The organism is Blastococcus sp. KM273129 (assembly GCF_021698995.1).
In the GTDB taxonomy this organism is placed as follows: domain Bacteria; phylum Actinomycetota; class Actinomycetes; order Mycobacteriales; family Geodermatophilaceae; genus Blastococcus.
The window spans coordinates 1-17337 of record NZ_SSXB01000012.1 but is presented as its reverse complement, the minus strand read 5'-3'; the positions used below and the strand labels follow the sequence as shown (position 1 = coordinate 17337).

The 17337-nt window shown below is 75.3% G+C and carries 13 protein-coding genes and 1 tRNA gene; 13 read left to right on the top strand and 1 reads right to left on the bottom strand.

Going from position 1 to position 17337, the window contains the following annotated elements:
• The first annotated feature begins 167 nt into the window (after positions 1-167).
• Genes E9565_RS05410 through E9565_RS05400 form a run of 3 tightly spaced genes read left to right on the top strand, consistent with a single transcriptional unit; the run spans position 168 to position 3062 of the window.
• Positions 168-1259, top strand: coding sequence for a resuscitation-promoting factor (locus E9565_RS05410; RefSeq protein ID WP_236827743.1), 1092 nt, complete (start codon positions 168-170; stop codon positions 1257-1259).
• A complete protein-coding gene (rsmA, locus tag E9565_RS05405; RefSeq protein ID WP_236827742.1) occupies positions 1216-2130 on the top strand; it encodes a 16S rRNA (adenine(1518)-N(6)/adenine(1519)-N(6))-dimethyltransferase RsmA in 915 nt (304 codons plus the stop codon). The genes E9565_RS05410 and rsmA overlap by 44 nt, the downstream gene beginning before the upstream one ends.
• Complete coding sequence (locus tag E9565_RS05400) at positions 2127-3062, top strand: 4-(cytidine 5'-diphospho)-2-C-methyl-D-erythritol kinase (RefSeq protein WP_236834280.1); 936 nt, start codon at positions 2127-2129, stop codon at positions 3060-3062. The genes rsmA and E9565_RS05400 overlap by 4 nt, the downstream gene beginning before the upstream one ends.
• Positions 3063-3087: 25 nt before the next feature.
• Here E9565_RS05400 and E9565_RS05395 read toward each other — a convergent pair whose 3' ends face one another.
• Entirely contained in the window at positions 3088-4053 is a 966-nt protein-coding gene (locus tag E9565_RS05395) for an acyl-CoA desaturase (RefSeq protein ID WP_236834279.1), read from the bottom strand.
• A 236-nt stretch (positions 4054-4289) separates the two neighbouring features.
• Here E9565_RS05395 and E9565_RS05390 point away from each other — a divergent pair.
• The 10 genes from E9565_RS05390 to E9565_RS23125 form a co-directional block, all read left to right on the top strand.
• Positions 4290-4362 (top strand) — tRNA-Gln (locus E9565_RS05390).
• Between the two features lie 31 nt (positions 4363-4393).
• Positions 4394-5902, top strand: coding sequence for a bifunctional UDP-N-acetylglucosamine diphosphorylase/glucosamine-1-phosphate N-acetyltransferase GlmU (gene glmU / locus E9565_RS05385; protein WP_236827739.1), 1509 nt, complete (start codon positions 4394-4396; stop codon positions 5900-5902).
• A gap of 13 nt (positions 5903-5915) precedes the next feature.
• The gene (locus E9565_RS05380) at positions 5916-6896 is read left to right on the top strand and encodes a ribose-phosphate diphosphokinase (protein ID WP_236827738.1); all 981 of its coding nucleotides are present in this window, start codon (positions 5916-5918) and stop codon (positions 6894-6896) included.
• Between the two features lie 45 nt (positions 6897-6941).
• Positions 6942-7970, top strand: coding sequence for an adenylyl-sulfate kinase (cysC, locus tag E9565_RS05375; protein ID WP_236834278.1), 1029 nt, complete (start codon positions 6942-6944; stop codon positions 7968-7970).
• 144 nt (positions 7971-8114) lie between these two features.
• Positions 8115-8828, top strand: a complete 714-nt coding sequence (locus tag E9565_RS05370) for a 50S ribosomal protein L25/general stress protein Ctc (protein ID WP_236827736.1) — start codon at positions 8115-8117, stop codon at positions 8826-8828.
• Positions 8829-8914: 86 nt separating this feature from the next.
• Positions 8915-9484: an aminoacyl-tRNA hydrolase gene (gene pth, locus E9565_RS05365; RefSeq protein ID WP_236827752.1), complete on the top strand. Its 570-nt coding sequence runs from the start codon at positions 8915-8917 to the stop codon at positions 9482-9484.
• A 168-nt stretch (positions 9485-9652) separates the two neighbouring features.
• Positions 9653-11170: a sugar transferase gene (locus E9565_RS05360; RefSeq protein ID WP_236834277.1), complete on the top strand. Its 1518-nt coding sequence runs from the start codon at positions 9653-9655 to the stop codon at positions 11168-11170.
• Positions 11171-11319: 149 nt separating this feature from the next.
• On the top strand, positions 11320-12570 hold the full coding sequence (locus E9565_RS05355) for a DUF1972 domain-containing protein (protein WP_236834276.1): 1251 nt from the start codon (positions 11320-11322) through the stop codon (positions 12568-12570).
• Positions 12571-12626: 56 nt separating this feature from the next.
• Complete coding sequence (locus E9565_RS05350; RefSeq protein ID WP_236827733.1) at positions 12627-13280, top strand: hypothetical protein; 654 nt, start codon at positions 12627-12629, stop codon at positions 13278-13280.
• A 340-nt stretch (positions 13281-13620) separates the two neighbouring features.
• Positions 13621-17337: PKD domain-containing protein (locus E9565_RS23125; RefSeq protein WP_236834275.1), on the top strand; the 3717-nt coding region annotated here is incomplete at its 3' end.

Here is a 17337-nt window from a genome sequence, read left to right as displayed (position 1 = left end):
CAGAGTGTTCGTTATCGTGTCGTGACCGACAGCCGGGGTGGAGCGACGACCCGGGTGACGCCGCGCCGGGGGAACCTGGCCGCAGCCGCCCGAGCCGCCGATGCGACCGGGCCGCTCCGGCGGTCCCGCCGCTCTCCTGCCCGGGTTCTGTGACCCCTGGAAGTGTCGTGCGCCGCTCCCTGCAGCTCAGCCTCTTCGCCCTCGTCCTGCTCGGACTGGTGGGCGGGACGCTGGCCTTCTTCCTCGCCGAGAAGTCCGTCTCGCTGACCGTGGACGGTCAGACGCGGGACGTCGGCACCTACGCCGGCACGGTCGCCGAGGTGCTCGAGGAGGAGGGGCTGGCCCTGGCGGCGCACGACGTCGTGCTGCCGGCGCCCGACCAGGCGGTGGCCGACGGCGACGCCGTCGTCCTCACCCGGGCGCGGCCGCTGGAGCTCACCGTCGACGGCGTCTCGCGCCAGGTGCAGGTGACGGCGCTCTCGGTCGAGGAGGCGCTGGAGCAGCTCGGCTTCCGCACCGACGGCCTGGTCGTCTCGGCCAGCCGCAGCGAGCGCCTGCCGCTGGAGGGCATGCGGCTGAGCATCACCACGCCCAAGGAGGTCGTGCTCCTCGCCGACGGCCAGGAGCGGGTGGTCACCACGACCGCCGCCACCGCCGGCGACCTGCTCGCCGAGCAGGGCATCGCGCTCAGCAGCACCGACCGCACGAGCCTCCGCCTGGAGCAGGCGCTGCTCAACCGGATGCGCCTGCAGGTCTTCCGGGTGCAGGTCTCGGAGGTCACCGAGACCACCCCGGTGCCGCACGGCCGCGTGGAGACGCAGGACCCCGAGGCGTTCCAGGGCGAGGAGACGGTCACCGTGGCGGGGGTCGACGGCGAGCAGGTCACCACCTACCGCGTGACGGTCGTCGACGGTGCCGAGACCAGCCGCGAGAAGCTGTCGACCTCGGTCACCCGCGAGCCGGTCGACGAGCAGGTCGCCGTGGGCACCCAGGCCCGCCCGGTGAACCGGCCGTCCGCCGACGGCCTGAACTGGGCGGCGCTGGCGGCGTGCGAGTCCGGCGGCCGCCCGACCGCGGTCAGCGGGACCGGCAAGTACCGCGGCATGTACCAGTTCTCGCAGGCGACCTGGAACTCCGTGGGCGGCAGCGGTGACCCCGCGGCCGCATCGGCCGACGAGCAGACCTACCGGGCCCAGCTGCTGTACCAGCGCTCCGGTGCCGGTCAGTGGCCGCACTGCGGCCCGCGCCTGTTCAGCTGATCCGCTGAGCACCGAACCCGAGCAGGCCGACGGGCTGCTGGGCCCGGCCGCCATCCGCGAGCTGGCCCAGCGGCTCGACCTGCGTCCCACCAAGACGCTCGGGCAGAACTTCCTGCACGACGCGAACACCATCCGGCGGATCGTCCGCACCGCCGGGGTGCGGCCGGACGACGTCGTGCTGGAGGTGGGCCCGGGGCTGGGGTCGCTCACCCTCGGGTTGCTGCCGGCCGCCGCGCGGGTGACGGCGGTGGAGATCGACCCGCGGCTGGCCGAGCTGCTGCCGGAGACGGTCGCCGCGCGCCGGCCGGACCTGGCCGACCGGCTGACCGTCGTCCGGGAGGACGCCCTCCGGGTCCGCGAGCTGCCGGGGTCGCCGCCCACCGCGCTGGTGGCCAACCTGCCCTACAACGTCGCCGTCCCGGTGCTGCTGCACCTGCTCGAGCTGCTGCCCACCCTGGACCGGGCGCTGGTGCTGGTGCAGGCCGAGGTGGCCGAGCGGCTGGCGGCCGCGCCGGGGACCCCCGCCTACGGTGTGCCGTCGGTCAAGGCCGCCTGGTACGGCGAGGTGCGCCGCGCCGGCAACGTCGGCCGCCGGGTCTTCTGGCCCGAGCCGAACGTCGACTCCGGCCTCGTTGCCCTCGTCCGCCGGCCGCCGCCGGAGGGGGACCGGCCGGCGACCTTCGCCGCCGTGGACGCCGCCTTCGGCATGCGCCGCAAGGGCCTGCGCGCGGCGCTGGCCCGCTGGGCGGGCAGCCCCGCCGCTGCCGAGCAGCGCCTCCGGGCCGCGGGCATCGACCCCACCGCCCGCGGCGAGCAGCTCTCGGTCACCGACTTCGCCCGGCTGGCCGCCACCGAGGCGGTGCAGCCGTGAGCGGTCGTGACGCGGTGGTGGTCCGCGCGCCGGCGAAGATCAACGTGCACCTGGGCGTCGGCCCGCTGCGCGCCGACGGGTTCCACGCGCTCACCACCGTCTACCTCGCGGTCTCGCTGCACGACACCGTGACGGCGCGGCCGGGCGAGGGCCTCTCCCTGCGGGTGACCGGTGAGGGCGCCGGCGCCGCCGCGGGGCCGGGCCTGGTGCCCGCCGACCGCACCAACCTGGTGTGGCGGGCCGCTGAGCTGCTCGCCGAGCACGCCGGCGTCCGCGCCGACGCCGACCTGGAGGTCGCCAAGAGCATCCCGGTGGCCGCCGGGCTGGCCGGGGGCAGCGCCGACGCCGCGGCGACCCTCGTCGCGCTGGACGCGCTGTGGGGCACCCGCGCCGCGCGCGAGGACCTGCTGCGGCTGGCCGCCGAGCTCGGCAGCGACGTCCCCTTCGGCCTGGTCGGCGGGGTCGCGCTGGGCACCGGCCGGGGCGAGCAGGTCTCCCCGGTGCTGGCGACCGGCCGGTGGCACTGGGTGCTCGGCATCGCCGGCGAGGGCCTCTCGACGCCCGCCGTCTACGGCGAGCTGGACCGGATGCGGGCCGACGGCCGGGTGCCGGACGTGACCGGGCCGACCCCGGCCGAGCCGGTGCTCGCCGCGCTGCGCGGCGGCTCGACCGCGGAGCTCGCCGCCGCCCTGTCCAACGACCTGCAGCCGGCCGCCCTGGCGCTGCGGCCCGACCTGCGCCGGGCGCTGCGCGCGGCCGGCGACGCCGGTGCCCGGGCCGCGCTGGTGAGCGGCTCGGGACCGACGGTGGCCGCGCTGGCCGACGACGAGCAGTCCGCCGTCCGGCTCGCGGCGGAGCTGGCCGGTGCCGGGGTCTTCCGCACGGTGCGGGCGGTCAGCGGCCCGGTGCCGGGGGCGCGGCCCGCCGGCTGACGCCGCCGGGCCCCGCCCGCGGTGGTCAGGCGGTGGTGGCCGCGGGCACGCGGCGCTTGGCGGCCAGGCGCACCGGGTCGGGCCACTTCACGCCCCAGGCCCAGCCGAGCTTCTCGAACACCCAGATCACCCGGGCGCTGATGTCGACCTGCCCGGGCAGCACGCCGTGGCGGGCGCAGGTCGGGTCGGCGTGGTGCAGGTTGTGCCAGGACTCGCCCGCGCTGAGGATCGCCAGCGGCCAGAAGTTGGTCGCCCGGTCGCGACCCGGGGAGACGAACGGGCGGTCGCCGACCACGTGGCAGACCGAGTTGATCGACCAGGTCACGTGGTGCAGCAGGGCGATGCGCACCAGGCCCGCCCAGAAGAAGGCCGACCAGGCCCCGGCCCAGCTGCCGGTGACCACCCCGCCGACCAGCGCGGGCAGGAAGACGCTGACCGCAGCCCAGACCACGAACAGCCGGCCGGTCATCACCAGGGCAGGGTCCTTGAGCAGGTCGGGCGCGTAGCGCTCGGCGTTGGTCTTGCGCCGCTCGAACAGCCAGCCGAGGTGGGCGTGGAACATGCCCTTGAGCAGGGCGCCGGCGCCGGTGCCGTAGCGCCACGGCGAGTGCGGGTCGCCCTCGCGGTCGGAGAAGGCGTGGTGCCGGCGGTGGTCGGCCACCCACTGCACGACCGGACCCTGGATGGCCATGGACCCGGCGACGGCGAGCGCGAGGCGCAGCGGCCGCTTGGCCTTGAACGAGCCGTGCGTGAAGTAGCGGTGGTACCCCACCGTCACGCCGAGCAGCGTGACGGAGTAGAAGCCGACCGCCAGGCCCACGTCCAGCCAGGAGAGCCCCCAGCCCCACACCGCCGGGACGACCGCGGCCAGGGCGAGGAACGGCACCACCACGAAGACGTAGAGGGTGACGATCTCCAGGGCGCTCTTCTGCCGGCCGATCGCGTTGGCCGGGAGCCCGGCGTGCGGGTCCGCGGGGCGCGGGGGGGCCATGGGCCGGGTGCGGGCAGGAGCGGACAAGGGGCCTCCGAGGGCGACCGGTGGGGGGAGAGGGCCGGTGCGCGCTGGGCCCGGCTGCTGCGCCGTAACGTACGCCACCCCCGGGGAGGCGGCGACCGGGCCGGGCTGGGCCCGGCGCCCGCGCGCGTGCTCCCGCGACGGCCGACGCCCTAGGCTCGCGGGGGGCGCCGCTCCACCCGGCGTCCCCCGGGCCGGTACCGGCCCGGGGATGGGGGATGGGGTAATCGGCAGCCCGCCGGCCTTTGGAGCCGGGAAGTCTCGGTTCGAGTCCGAGTCCCCCAGCGCAAGCAGCCATCGCCTCCCGAGGAGTTCCGTGACCCACGTGCAGCCGGTCAACGCCCCCGCCGCGCCGACGGTGGCCGCCGTCGTGGTCCTGGCCGCCGGGCAGGGCACGCGGATGCGCTCGTCCACGCCCAAGGTGCTGCACCCGCTGGGGGGCCGGAGCATGCTCGGGCACGTCCTCGCGGCGGCGGCGCCGCTGGGGGCGGGCCGGACGGTCGTCGTCGTCGGGTCCGGCCGGGAGCAGGTGGCCTCCCACCTCGCGGAGATCGCCCCCGACGCCCTCGCGGTGGTGCAGGAGGAGCAGCTCGGCTCGGGGCACGCGGCCGGGGTGGCCCTGGCCGCCGTGCCCGACCTCGAGGGCTCCGTCCTCGTGGTCAACGGCGACTCGCCGTTGCTGACCAGCCGGACGCTCACCGGGCTCGTGGCCGCGCACGACGCCGCGGGCAGCGTCTTCACCGTCCTCACCGCCGAGGTCGAGGACCCCACCGGCCTGGGTCGCATCGTCCGCGACGACCGCGGCGCGCCGCGGGCGATCGTGGAGGAGCGGGACGCCACCGACGAGCAGCGCGCCCTCCGCGAGGTGAACGCCGGCGTCTACGTCGCCCACGCCGCGACCCTGCGCCGGGTCCTGGCCGGCCTCGGGACGTCGAACGCGCAGGGCGAGCAGTACCTCACCGACGCGCTGGCGCCGCTCGTGGAGGGCGGGGCGCCGACGGCCGCCGTCCGGGCCGACGACCCCGACGACGTGCTGGGCTGCAACGACCGCGTGGAGCTCGCCGCCCGCCGCCGCACCCTCAACGACCGCGTGCTCGACGCGCTGATGCGCAGCGGCGTCACGGTCGTCGACCCGGCGACCACCTGGGTCGACGTCACCGCGTCGGTGGGGCGGGACGCCGTCCTGGAGCCCGGCACCCACCTCCGCGGGGCGACCTCGGTGGGTGACGCTGCCCACGTGGGCCCCGACACCACGCTCGAGGACACCGTGGTGGGGGAGGGGGCCACCGTGGTGCGGGCGCACGCGGTGGGGGCGCGGATCGGTGCGCGGGTCTCCGTCGGGCCCTACGCCTACCTGCGGCCGGGCACCGACCTGGCCGCCGGGGCGAAGGTCGGCACCTTCGTGGAGACGAAGAACGCGCAGGTCGGAGAGGGGGCGAAGATCCCGCACCTGTCCTACGTGGGCGACGCGACGATCGGTCGCGGCACCAACATCGGGGCGGCCACGGTGTTCGTCAACTACGACGGCGTGGCCAAGCACCGCACCACGATCGGCGAGCACGCGCGCACCGGCGCCGACAACATGTTCGTGGCGCCGGTCACCGTCGGGGACGGTGCGTACACCGCCGCGGGATCGGTGATCACCTCCGACGTGCCCCCCGGGGCCATGGCCGTCGCGCGGGCACCCCAGCGGAATGTGGCAGGCTGGGTCCGTCGCCGACGGTCCGGAACGCCCGCTGCGGAGGCCGCGGCAGCGGCCGAGGGCCGGACCCAGGCACCCGGGGCGGGCCCGTCCGCGCCCTCCCGTGCGGCCCACGACAGCTAGGGACACCGAGCCGATGAGTGCGATCCGGCAGACGACGAACAAGAGCATGATGCTCTTCTCCGGCCGGGCCTACCCCGCGCTGGCCGACGAGATCGCGGGGCACCTGGGCGTGACGCCGACCCCCACGGCCGCCTACGAGTTCGCCAACGGCGAGCTGTTCGTGCGGTTCGAGGAGTCGGTGCGCGGGTGCGACGCCTTCGTGGTGCAGAGCCACACCGCACCGATCAACACCTGGCTCATGGAGCAGCTGATCATGGTCGACGCGCTCAAGCGCGCCTCGGCCAAGCGGATCACCGTCGTCGCGCCCTTCTTCCCCTACGCCCGGCAGGACAAGAAGCACCGCGGCCGCGAGCCCATCTCGGCCCGCCTGGTCGCCGACATGTTCAAGACCGCGGGCGCCGACCGGCTGATGACCGTCGACCTGCACACCGCGCAGATCCAGGGCTTCTTCGACGGGCCGGTGGACCACCTCTTCGCCCTCGACCTGCTGGTCAACCACGTCTGCGAGCGCTGGGGCGACCGCGACATCACCGTCGTCTCGCCCGACTCCGGCCGCGTCCGGGTGTCCGAGCGGTGGAGCGACAAGTTGGGCGGCACCCCGCTGGCCTTCATCCACAAGACCCGCGACCCGCTGGTTGCCAACGAGGTCGTCGCCAACCGCGTCGTCGGCGAGGTCGAGGGCCGGGTCTGCATCCTGGTCGACGACATGATCGACACCGGCGGCACGATCGTGAAGGCCGCCGAGACGCTGTTCGACGCCGGCGCCGCGGACGTCATCGTCACCGCCACGCACGGCGTGCTGTCCGGGCCGGCCGTCGAGCGGCTGTCCAACAGCAAGATCAGCGAGGTCATCGTGACCAACACGCTGCCGATCGAGCCGGCCCGCCAGTTCGACAAGCTCACCGTCCTCTCGATCGCCCCGCTGCTCGCGCGGGCGATCAAGGAGGTCTTCGAGGACGGCTCGGTCACCAGCCTCTTCGACGGCGCCAGCTGACGTCCCGGCCCGCGCGGCCGGGCGCCTGCTGCGAGGATGACCGGCGTGCCGGCCAGATCCCGACTCGGTGACGCGCAGGTCGCCGCCGTCGCCCGTTACCACTTCGGCCTGGCCGACGCCGCGCCGGAACTGCCCCCGGCCGAGGAGTACGAGGACGCCCAGGGCGTGCTCGTGGCCACCTCGGACGGCGAGGACCTGACCATCGCGGAGGTCCCGCGCTGGGAGGCGCCGGCCGAGGTCGCCGCCGATCTGCGCGAGCGCGGCTGGGAGTTCCCGGCCGCCTGGTTCGGTGCGCCGCCGGCCGACGTCTCCGGCCTGCCCTCGCGGGTGCTCGCCCTGCTGCCCGCAGCCGGGCTGCCGCCGGACTCCGCCGCGCTGGCCCGGCGCGCCGCGGCGTGGGGCGCGGTGCGGGCCACCGGGCGGGAGGTCGCCGTCCTGCCCGTACCGGTGACGCCGGAGGCCCCCGAGGTGCCGGCCGCCGACCTCGCGGCCGCCTACGGCGCGGAACTGCTCGGCGGGGACCTCGGCGGTGGTCCGCTCGCGACCGGCGGGCGGGTCGTCTTCTGCACCGGGCTCTCGGGCGCCGGGAAGTCGACGATCGCCGCCCGCCTGGTGGAGCTCCTGGTCGAGGAGGGGCGCACCGTCACGCTGCTGGACGGCGACGAGGTCCGCCACCACCTGTCGGCCGGGCTGGGCTTCTCCCGCGCCGACCGCAACACCAACGTGCTGCGGATCGGCTGGGTCGCCGCGCAGATCGCCAAGCACGGGGGGACGGCGGTGTGCGCCCCGATCGCCCCCTACGCCGACGTGCGCGCGCACGTGCGCCGGGAGGTCGAGCGGCAGGCCGGGCCCGGCAGCTTCGTGCTGGTGCACGTGGCGACGTCGCTGGCCGAGTGCGAGGCGCGCGACCGCAAGGGCCTGTACGCCCGCGCCCGGCGGGGGGAGATCCCCGCCTTCACCGGGATCAGCGACCCCTACGAGGCGCCGGTCGACGCCGAGGTGACCGTGGAGACCAGCGGGCGGTCGGTCGACGAGTGCGCCCGGCAGGTCCTCGACGCGGTGCTCGGCCGCTGACCGGGCTGGGGTAGCCTGTTCGGCGTTGCCCGGCGAGGGAGACGGTCCACCCGTACTCCGTGATCGACGTGCGTGTGCCCCGTGGGGTGTGCCGCGCCCGGTCGCCGGCCCGCAGACCGATCCACTCCCGAGGAGCACACCACCGTGGCTGACTTCCGTCTCGAGGCCGAGACCCGTACCGAGTTCGGCAAGGGCAGCGCCCGCCGCACCCGGCGCGCCGGCCGCGTCCCCGCCGTCCTGTACGGGCACGGCCAGGACGTCGTCCACCTGTCCCTGCCGGCCCGCGAGTTCGCCGCGGCGCTGCGCAACGGCGGCAGCAACGTGCTGCTGACCGTCGTCCTGGAGGGCAAGGAGCAGCTCGCCCTCACCAAGGCCGTGCAGCGCGACCCGCTGACCCGCGTGCACGAGCACGTCGACCTGCTGGTCGTCCGCCGCGGCGAGAAGGTCACCGTCGACGTCCCGGTGCACGTCACCGGCGACGCCGCCCCCGAGACGCTGGTGAGCATCGAGCTCAACACGGTCTCGGTCGAGGTGCCCGCCACCGCGATCCCGGAGGCCGTCGAGGTCGACGTCACCGGCCGCGAGGCCGGCCAGGGCGTGCACGCGAACGAGCTGACCCTCCCGCGGGGCGCCACCCTGCTCACCGACGCCGAGGCGCTCGTCGTCAACGTGATGGCCGCCCCGACCGCCGAGGCCCTCGAGGCCGAGCTCGCCGAGGCCGAGGCCGAGGTCGGCATCGAGCGCGAGGAGTCCGCGGAGGCCGCCGAGGGCGCCGGCGAGGGCGACGTCGTGCCCGAGCCGCTCGACCAGGGCAGCGGCGAGTCGATGGACGCCGCCGAGAACAGCAAGAACGACTGAGGCTCCCGCTGAGCGAGAGCACCGACCGCAGGGGCGCCGGCACCGCCGGCGCCCCTGCGGCGTCCCCGCCGCCCGAGGGTCCCTTCCTGGTCGTCGGGCTGGGCAACCCCGGCCCGGCCTACGCCGGGAACCGGCACAACGTGGGCGCGATGGTCCTCGAGGAGCTGGCGCGCCGGGCCGGGATCCGGCTGGCCCCCGGCAAGGGTGCCCGGGCCCGGGCGGTCTCCGGCGAGGGGCGGCTGGCGGGACGGCGGGTGGTGCTGGCCCAGCCGACCACCTACATGAACGAGTCCGGCGGGCCGGTGCGCGGGCTGCTCGACTACCACAAGCTGCCGGCCGAGCAGCTCGTCGTCGTCCACGACGAGCTGGACATCGACTTCGGGGTCGTGCGGCTCAAGCGCGGCGGCGGGGAAGGCGGCCACAACGGCCTGCGCTCGATCACCCGCTCGACCGGGACCAAGGAGTACCTGCGCGTCCGCGTGGGCATCGGCCGCCCGCCCGGCCGGCAGGACCCGGCCGACTTCGTGCTCAGGGACTTCTCGGCGACCGAGCGCAAGGAGCTCGACCTCCTCCTCGTGGAGGCCGCGGACGCCACCGAGCTGCTGCTCACCGCGGGTCTGGAAGCCGCGCAGAACCAGGTGCACCCCCGCACCTGACGGGTCTCGCCCGCGGCCCTATCGGGTGACAGCGTGACGCTCCGTGTTGACGGTCCGGTCGGCCCGCTGTGAGTGTTGCCCAGGAATCGACACCGTCGCGCCCCGGTGGGCCGCTGCCCGGCCTCCGGCACCCGCGCTCGCGGTGTGCTGACCCGGCTACGGTGAGTGATGTCTGGGGGACGGATGCTGCTGGACCGCGACCAGGCGAGGGCCGGGGGGCTGACGCTGCCGGGAGCCGCCGGCGGATCCGCCGCGGCCGCCCCGCGAGCCCGGCTGCTCGCCCGGCGCGGCGCGCCCACCTGGGTGCGGACCTACACCCGGACGCTGGTCGTGGTGGAGACCGCGACGGCCGCCGCCGCGGGCACCACCGTGCTGGCGGCCCGCACCGAGCCGGCCGGCCCCGGCACCGCCCTCTTCTGGGCCGCGCTCGCCCTAGTGGTGGCCTGGCCGGTCCTGCTCGGGTGCACCGGCGCCTACTCCGAGCGGGTGTACGGCACCGGGAGCGACGAGTACCGCCGCGTCGGCCGCGCCGGCCTGCTCCTCCTGGGCATCACCAGCTTCCTGTCCTACGCCGCCGACCTCGAGCTGAGCCGCGCGCTGGTCGTCGTCGCCCTGCCGGCGCTCACCGTGGCCACCCTGCTGGGCCGCTACGCCGCGCGCACCCGCCTGCGCGGGCTGCGGGCGCAGGGGCGGTGCACGAAGAAGGTCGTGGTCGTGGGCCGCGGCGGGGCGGTGCTGGAGCTGGCCACCCGGCTGCAGCGGGAACGCTTCGGGGGCCTGGAGGTGGTCGCCGCCGCCGTCACGCCCGACGACCGGGTGCGGGTCGCCGAGCGGGCCGGCGTGCCGGTCGGCGGCCTCGACGACGTGCTGCTCCTCGCCGAGACCTACGACGCCGACACGATCGCCGTCACCTCCGCCAGCGAGACCGCTGCCCAGTACCTCCGCCGGCTGTCCTGGCAGCTCGAGGGCACCGGCATCGAGCTGCTCGTGGCGCCGGGGCTGATCGAGGTGGCCGGCCCGCGGCTGCACATCCGGCCTTTCGAGGGGCTGCCGCTGCTGGCCGTCGAGGAGCCCTGCTTCGAGGGGTGGCGGCGCGTCGTCAAGGGCGGCATGGACCGCGCGGTGGCGGCGCTGGCGCTGCTCGTCCTCGCGCCGCTGCTGCTCGCCATCGCCGTCGCCGTGCGGTGCACCAGCCCCGGGCCGGTGCTCTACCGCCAGGAGCGGGTGGGCCTGGGCGGGCGCACCTTCACGATGCTGAAGTTCCGCAGCATGGTCGTCGACGCCGACCGGCAGCTCGAGCAGCTGCGCGCGGACAACATCTCCGACGGCCCGCTGTTCAAGATCCGGGCCGACCCGCGGGTCACGCCGGTCGGGCGGCTGCTCCGCCGGCTCTCGCTCGACGAGCTGCCCCAGCTGCTCAACGTCCTCGGTGGCGGCATGTCGCTGGTGGGCCCGCGCCCGCCGCTGCCCGCGGAGGTGGCGCGCTACGACTCCTCGGTGAGCCGGCGGCTGCTGGTGAAGCCCGGCCTCACCGGCCTGTGGCAGATCTCCGGTCGCAGCGACCTCTCCTGGGAGGAGTCGGTGCGCCTGGACCTCCGCTACGTGGAGAACTGGTCGCTGGCGCTCGACGCGGTGATCCTCTGGAAGACCGGGCGTGCCGTGCTCTCCCGCTCCGGCGCCTACTGACCTCCCCCTCGCGCGCGTCACCCGCAGGGGTCACGCCTCCCCCCGGAACCGTCCACCACGGCCACCCGCTCGGCGAAGCTCCTGGTGAGGACATCGCGGCGGCACCGGCAGGTGGCCGGCCCGCGCACCCGGAGACGGACGGAGGGACCATGCGGATCGCCATGGTCGGCACGCGCGGGGTACCCGCCCGGTACGGCGGGTTCGAGACCGCCGTCGAGGAGGTCGGCCGCCGGCTCGCGGACCGGGGGCACCGCGTGGTCGTGTACTGCCGGACCACCCCCGGGCAGACCGAGCGCCCGGCCGAGCACCTCGGCATGGAGCTGGTCCACCTGCCCGCCGCCCGGAAGCGGGCGCTGGAGACGCTGAGCCACTCCGCCCTCTCCGTGGCGCACCTCGTCGCGCACCGCACGGATGCGGCCTTCGTCTTCAACGCGGCCAACGCCCCGCTGCTCCCGGCGCTGCGCGCGGCCCGCGTCCCGGTCGCCACGCACGTGGACGGGCTGGAGTGGAAGCGGGCCAAGTGGGGGCCGGTCGGGCAGCGCTACTACCGGCTGGCCGAGGCGCTCGCCGTCCGCTGGTCCGACGCCCTCATCGCCGACGCCCAGGGCATCGCCGACTACTACCGCTCGGAGTTCGGGGTGCCCACCACCCTGCTCACCTACGGCGCCCCGATCATCGAGCCGGGCACCGGAAAGCTCGCCGAGCTCGGCCTCACCCCGGGCGGTTACCACCTGGCCGTCGCCCGCTTCGAGCCGGAGAACCACGTCGACGTCATCGTCGACGGCTACCGGCGCAGCGGGGCGCGCAAGCCGCTGGTGGTCGTCGGCTCGGCCCCGTACTCGGACGGGTACACCGCCCGCGTGCACCGGCTGGCCGACGAGCGGGTGCGCTTCCTCGGGGGAGTCTGGGACCAGGAGCAGCTCGACCAGCTCTACGCCCACGCCTACACCTACCTGCACGGTCACTCGGTGGGCGGCACGAACCCCTCGTTGCTGCGCGCCATCGGCGCCGGTACCGCGGTCCTCGCCTACGACGTGGACTTCAACCGCGAGGTGGTCGAGGACTCCGGCCGGTTCTTCTCCAGCCCGGCGGACGTCGCCGCGCTCGTCGACGCCGCTGAGGCCGGTCCGGTCGCGGTCCGGCGGGCCGGGGCGCGGGCCCGCGAGCTCGCCCGCGGCTACGACTGGGACGTGGTCGCCACCGGCTACGAGCAGCTCGCCCACCGGCTGGCCCGGCGGCAGGTGCCGAGCCGGCGGCCCTCCGGCCGCAGGTTCCCGGCCCTGGAGAGCGGTCCCGCGCCGCTGCCCTTCCCGCGGCCGGCAGCGGAGTCGGGGGCGGACGTGCCACGGTCGATCGCTTCCGGCTCGGACGTCGTCCGGTTCCGGGGGGCCCAGCAGTGAACGGCGGGAGCGACCGCATCGGAGGACCCCGGACGGGGCCCGGAGAAGGAGGCACCGTGGAGGTCCGGGAGCGCACAGCGCCTGCGCCGGCGAGGTCACGCCCGTGGCAGGTCGTCGCGGGAGCGGCGCTGCTGGTGGCACTGGCGGCTCTCGTGGCGATCCTGCTGACCCGCGGCGGGGGCGGGGGCGGTGCGGCCGCCGCGGACGAGCCGGCGGCTGCGCAGACGTCTGCCGCAGCGGACGAGACGATCGCCCCTCTCCCGCCCACGCCCACCCCTACCGGGCCGACCGAGGACGTCGACGAACCGCCGCCGTCGCTCCCGGAGGTCGCGCTCGATGCGCCGGCCGCCGTCGGCAACGGGGTCGTCGCCACCGTCGCCTCCGTGGAGGCGATCGAGGGCACGGGGGTCGGCCCGGGCAACATCGCCGGGCCGGCGCTACGGGTGACGGTCCGCATCGAGAACGGCACGCCCGAGGCGGTGTCGCTCGACGGTGTGGCGGTCAACCTGGCCTACGGCGACGACCGCACGCCGGCGTCCCCGCTGGACGACCCGTCGCGGCGACCGTTCACCGGGATGGTCGAGCCCGGCGGGTCGGGGGAGGGCGTCTACGTCTTCAGCGTGCCGACAGACGTCCGGGAGCTGGTCACCGTCGAGGTCGGCTACCAGGCCGGCGCGCCACTCCTGCTGTTCACCGGCTCGGCGGCCTGACCCCCGCCGGGTCCCCGCCCCGACGACCCGCCACCGCACCGCGGTGGCGGGTCGTCGTGCGTCCGGGACCGGGGTGGCTACCGGTCGGGGCAGCCGATCGCCGCCCGCGCCTTCTGGTCGAGGGGCTCGCCTGGTCGCCGAGGTGCAGGTGCCCCATCACCCGCTGTGACGGTCTGTCACCGTCACGGGTGAAGCCGCCCGTCCAACCACCTGATCAGGTGGCGACGCGCCCCTTGTCCCGCCTCCTGCGGTCACGCAGAGTATCCAGCGCTCGGCCTAAGCGGACGGGTGCGTACTGGAACTGGAGCGGGGGGCTCTCGTGGGATCTGCGGGAACGGGCGTGCGCACGCGCGCCGTGGCGGCGATGCTGGCCATGGTGGTTGCAGCCGGTAGCTGGGCGCTGGCCGCGCCAGGAGCTGCTCGGGCGGACTCGGCCCCGGCGACCGTGACGGCCACGGACCCCGTGACGGTGTCGGCCGACGCGCTGCCCACGGTGCAGATCGACGGCGTGGCGTGGTCGCAGGTCGTCGTCGGCACCACGGTGTACGTCGCCGGCTCCTTCACGCGCGCCCGTCCCGCCGGCGCGTCGGCCGGCACCGGCGAGACCGTGCGCAACAACCTGCTCGCCTACGACATCCGGACCGGTGAGCTCATCACCTCGTTCGCGCCGAGCCTCAACGCCCAGGCCCGGGCGGTGGCGGCGTCCCCGGACGGCACCCGGCTGTACGTCGGCGGTGACTTCACCGTCGCCGACGGGCAGCCCCGCAACCGGATCGCCGCGTACGACACCCGCACGGGCGGGCTGGTCGGCACGTTCCGGCCCAGCGTGAACGGCACGGTCCGCGCGCTGGCCGCCACCGACACGACCGTCTACCTGGGTGGCAGCCTGAGCGCGGTCGGCGGCGTGAGCCGTACCCGCCTGGCGGCGGTGCGCGCGTCCGACGGCGGCCTGCTGCCCTGGGCGCCGGCACCGGGGGCCGGGCCCACGACCGGCAACTGGCTGCCCCTCTTCGACGCGGCCGGCAAGCCGATCGCGGGTACGCGCGACGCCGCGCGCAACGCGCAGACCTCGGTCGACGTCACCTCGCTGGTCCTGACCGGGCAGGGCGCCCAGGTGGTGGCCGGTGGCCGCTTCCACTCGATGAACGGGGCCAAGGCCACCGGGGTCGCGGCACTCGACCCGGTCAGTGCCGCCAACCGGCCGTTCGCGATCAACCAGATCGTCACGAACCAGGGCGTGAACTCCGCCATCTGGAGCCTGTCCACGGACGGGACCACGGTGTACGGCACCGGCTACGACTACTACGGTCCCGGCAACCTCGAGGGCTCCTTCGCCGCGACGGCCGACGGTGGGCAGGTGAGGTGGATCGGCGACTGCCGGGGGGACACCTACAGCAGCTTCGCGACGGGTGGCGCCGTGTACCTCGCGTCGCACGCCCACTCGTGCATCAACATCGGCGGCTTCCCGGAGCAGAGCCCGCAGGTGTGGAAGTTCGCGACCGCCCTGAGCGGTGCCCCCAACGGCCGGGTCGGCACGGCGACGCAGGCCAACGCCAACTTCGCCGGGCAGCCGGCGCCGGCGCTGCTCAACTGGTTCCCGGCCTTCTCCCAGGGGGCCGTCACCGGCCAGTACCAGGCGGGATGGAGCGTCACGGGCAACGAGCAGTACGTTGTCTACGGCGGTGAGTTCCCGCGGGTCAACGGTCAGGCGCAGCAAGGGCTCGTCCGCTTCTCGAGGCCCGCTGCGGCGCAGAACGCAGTGGGCCCGGCCGTGACCCCCGGAGTCACGGTGGCCGCGACCAGTGGCGGGCTCCGCGTCAGCTGGCAGGGCAGCACGGACCAGGACAACCGGGTGCTCACCTACCGGGTCTACCGGGACAACGGTGCCCAGCCGGTGATCGCGTTCAGCCGGTCGTCGCTGTGGTGGCAGGCGGCCCCTGTCGCCTGGACCGATCGCACGGCGGTAGCAGGTCCGCACACCTACCGGGTCACGGTGAGCGACCCCTTCGGCAACGAGTCCGTCATCGGCACCGCGACGGGTACCTCGCCCGGCCCGGCACCGGCGCGGACGTACGCCCAGGCAGTGCATGCCGACGGTGCGACCGGTCACTGGTCGCTCGGCGAGCGCACGGGGACGGCCGCCTCCGACCTGTCCGGTGTCAGCGACATGGTCGGCAGCGGTGGACTCCGCCGCGGCTGGGCCGGTGCCCTGCGAGGTGATGCGGACGCGTCCACGTGGTTCGACGGGGTGGGTGGCTACTTCTCGACCCAGACCCCGAGCCGCGGGCTGCACACCTTCACCGTCGAAGCCTGGTTCGAGACCCGCAGCACGGCAGGCGGGAAGATCCTCGGCTTCGGTGACCAGCGCACCGGGTTGAGCAGCAACCACGACCGCCAGCTGTGGCTCGACCCGTCGGGCAAGCTGCACTTCGCGGTGTTCCCCGGCTTCGGCGCCCAGCTCAGCACGCCGGCGACGTACAACAACGGGCAGTGGCACCACGTCGTGGCGTCGGTCGGCTCGACCGGCATGCACCTGTACGTCGACGGCCGCCTGGCGGCGAGCCGGTCCGACGTGGTGATGGCCCAGGAGATCACCGGTTACTGGCGCATCGGCGGGGACCGCACGTGGTCCGGGGCGCCCTACTTCAACGGTCTCATCGACGAGGTGGCCGTGTACCCGACCGTGCTCAGCGCCGAGCAGGTGGCGCGCCACCACGCCATCGGCACGACCGGTACGGGGCCGAACCCCGCTCCTGCGGCATCGTTCGCGTTCGAAACCCAGGGCCTGACCGCCTCCTTCGACGGTCGGCTCTCCGTGGACCCGGACGGGGGATCCATCAGCCGGTACGTGTGGGACTTCGGTGACGGGACCACCGGCACCGGTGCCACCGCGACGCACACCTACGGCCGGACGGGCACCTTCACCGTCCGGCTCACCGTGACCGACGCCTCCGGGGCGACGGCGAGCACGGTGCGCGAGGTCGCCGTCGTGGCTCCGGCCAACCAGCCGCCGACCGCGTCGTTCTCCGCGTCGTCCTCGGGCCTGGTGGCGTCGGTGGACGCGGGCGCCTCGGCCGACGCCGACGGCCGCGTCGCCTCCTACACCTGGGTGTGGGGTGACTCGACACCGGACGGCTCGGGGGCCACGGCCGGGCACACCTATGCCGAGCCCGGCACCTACCAGGTGACGCTCACGGTGACCGACGACGACGGCGCGACGGCATCGGTGACGCGCGCGGTCGCGGTGACCGCACCCGGGGCGGCGCAGCCGGTGGCCCGTGACGGTTTCGAGCGATCGGTCACCGGTGGGCTCGGGACGGCGGACCTCGGCGGCCCGTGGAAGGTTGCGGTGGGGGCCACCCGGCAGGCGGTGAGCGGCGGGGCGGCGGTGCTCAGCGTGGGGCCGGGCAACAACGCCGGTTCCTACCTGGGTGAGGTCGCTGCCGGCGACGTGGAGGTCCGCACCACGGTGGCGTTCTCGCGGACGCCGGCCAACGGCACCGGGGCCTACGCCTTCGTGACCGGTCGCCGTGTCGGCACCGCGGTGTACAACGCGCGCATCCGCGTGCTGCCCGGTGGCGACGTCGGGGTGTCGCTCGTCCGGCAGGTGGACGGGGTGGAGACCACCCTGAGCTCCGCGACCCTCGCCGGGGTCACGTACACCGACGGCGCACCCCTGAAGGTCCATCTCCGCGTAACCGGTACGGGGACGACCGAGCTGCAGCTGTCCGTGTGGCCGGCCGGGTCCACCGAGCCGACCACACCCATGCTGGTCCGCACCGACACCACTGCGGCGCTGCAGGCCCCCGGTGCTGTCGGCCTGGCCGCCTACCTCTCCGGCAGCTCGTCGAGCCCGGTCACTGTCCGCTTCGACGACCTGGCCGTCACCACGCCGGGTGCCGAGCCGGAGCCGGCGCCCGAGCCCGAGCCGGAGCCGGAGCCCGCGGTGAACCAGCCGCCGGCGGCGTCCTTCACCGCGCAGGTGGCGGGTCTGTCGGTGGCGGTGGACGGCAGCGGCTCGACCGATTCCGACGGTGCCGTCGCCGGGCACGCCTGG

Excerpts from the sequence above, each read along its gene's own strand:
- E9565_RS05360 (WP_236834277.1), top strand. The coding sequence starts at position 9,653 with ATGTCTGGGGGACGGATGCTGCTGGACCGCGACCAGGCGAGGGCCGGG.
- E9565_RS05380 (WP_236827738.1), top strand. The coding sequence starts at position 5,916 with ATGAGTGCGATCCGGCAGACGACGAACAAGAGCATGATGCTCTTCTCC.
- E9565_RS05355 (WP_236834276.1), top strand. The coding sequence starts at position 11,320 with ATGCGGATCGCCATGGTCGGCACGCGCGGGGTACCCGCCCGGTACGGC.
- E9565_RS05395 (WP_236834279.1), bottom strand. The coding sequence starts at position 4,053 with ATGGCCCCCCCGCGCCCCGCGGACCCGCACGCCGGGCTCCCGGCCAAC.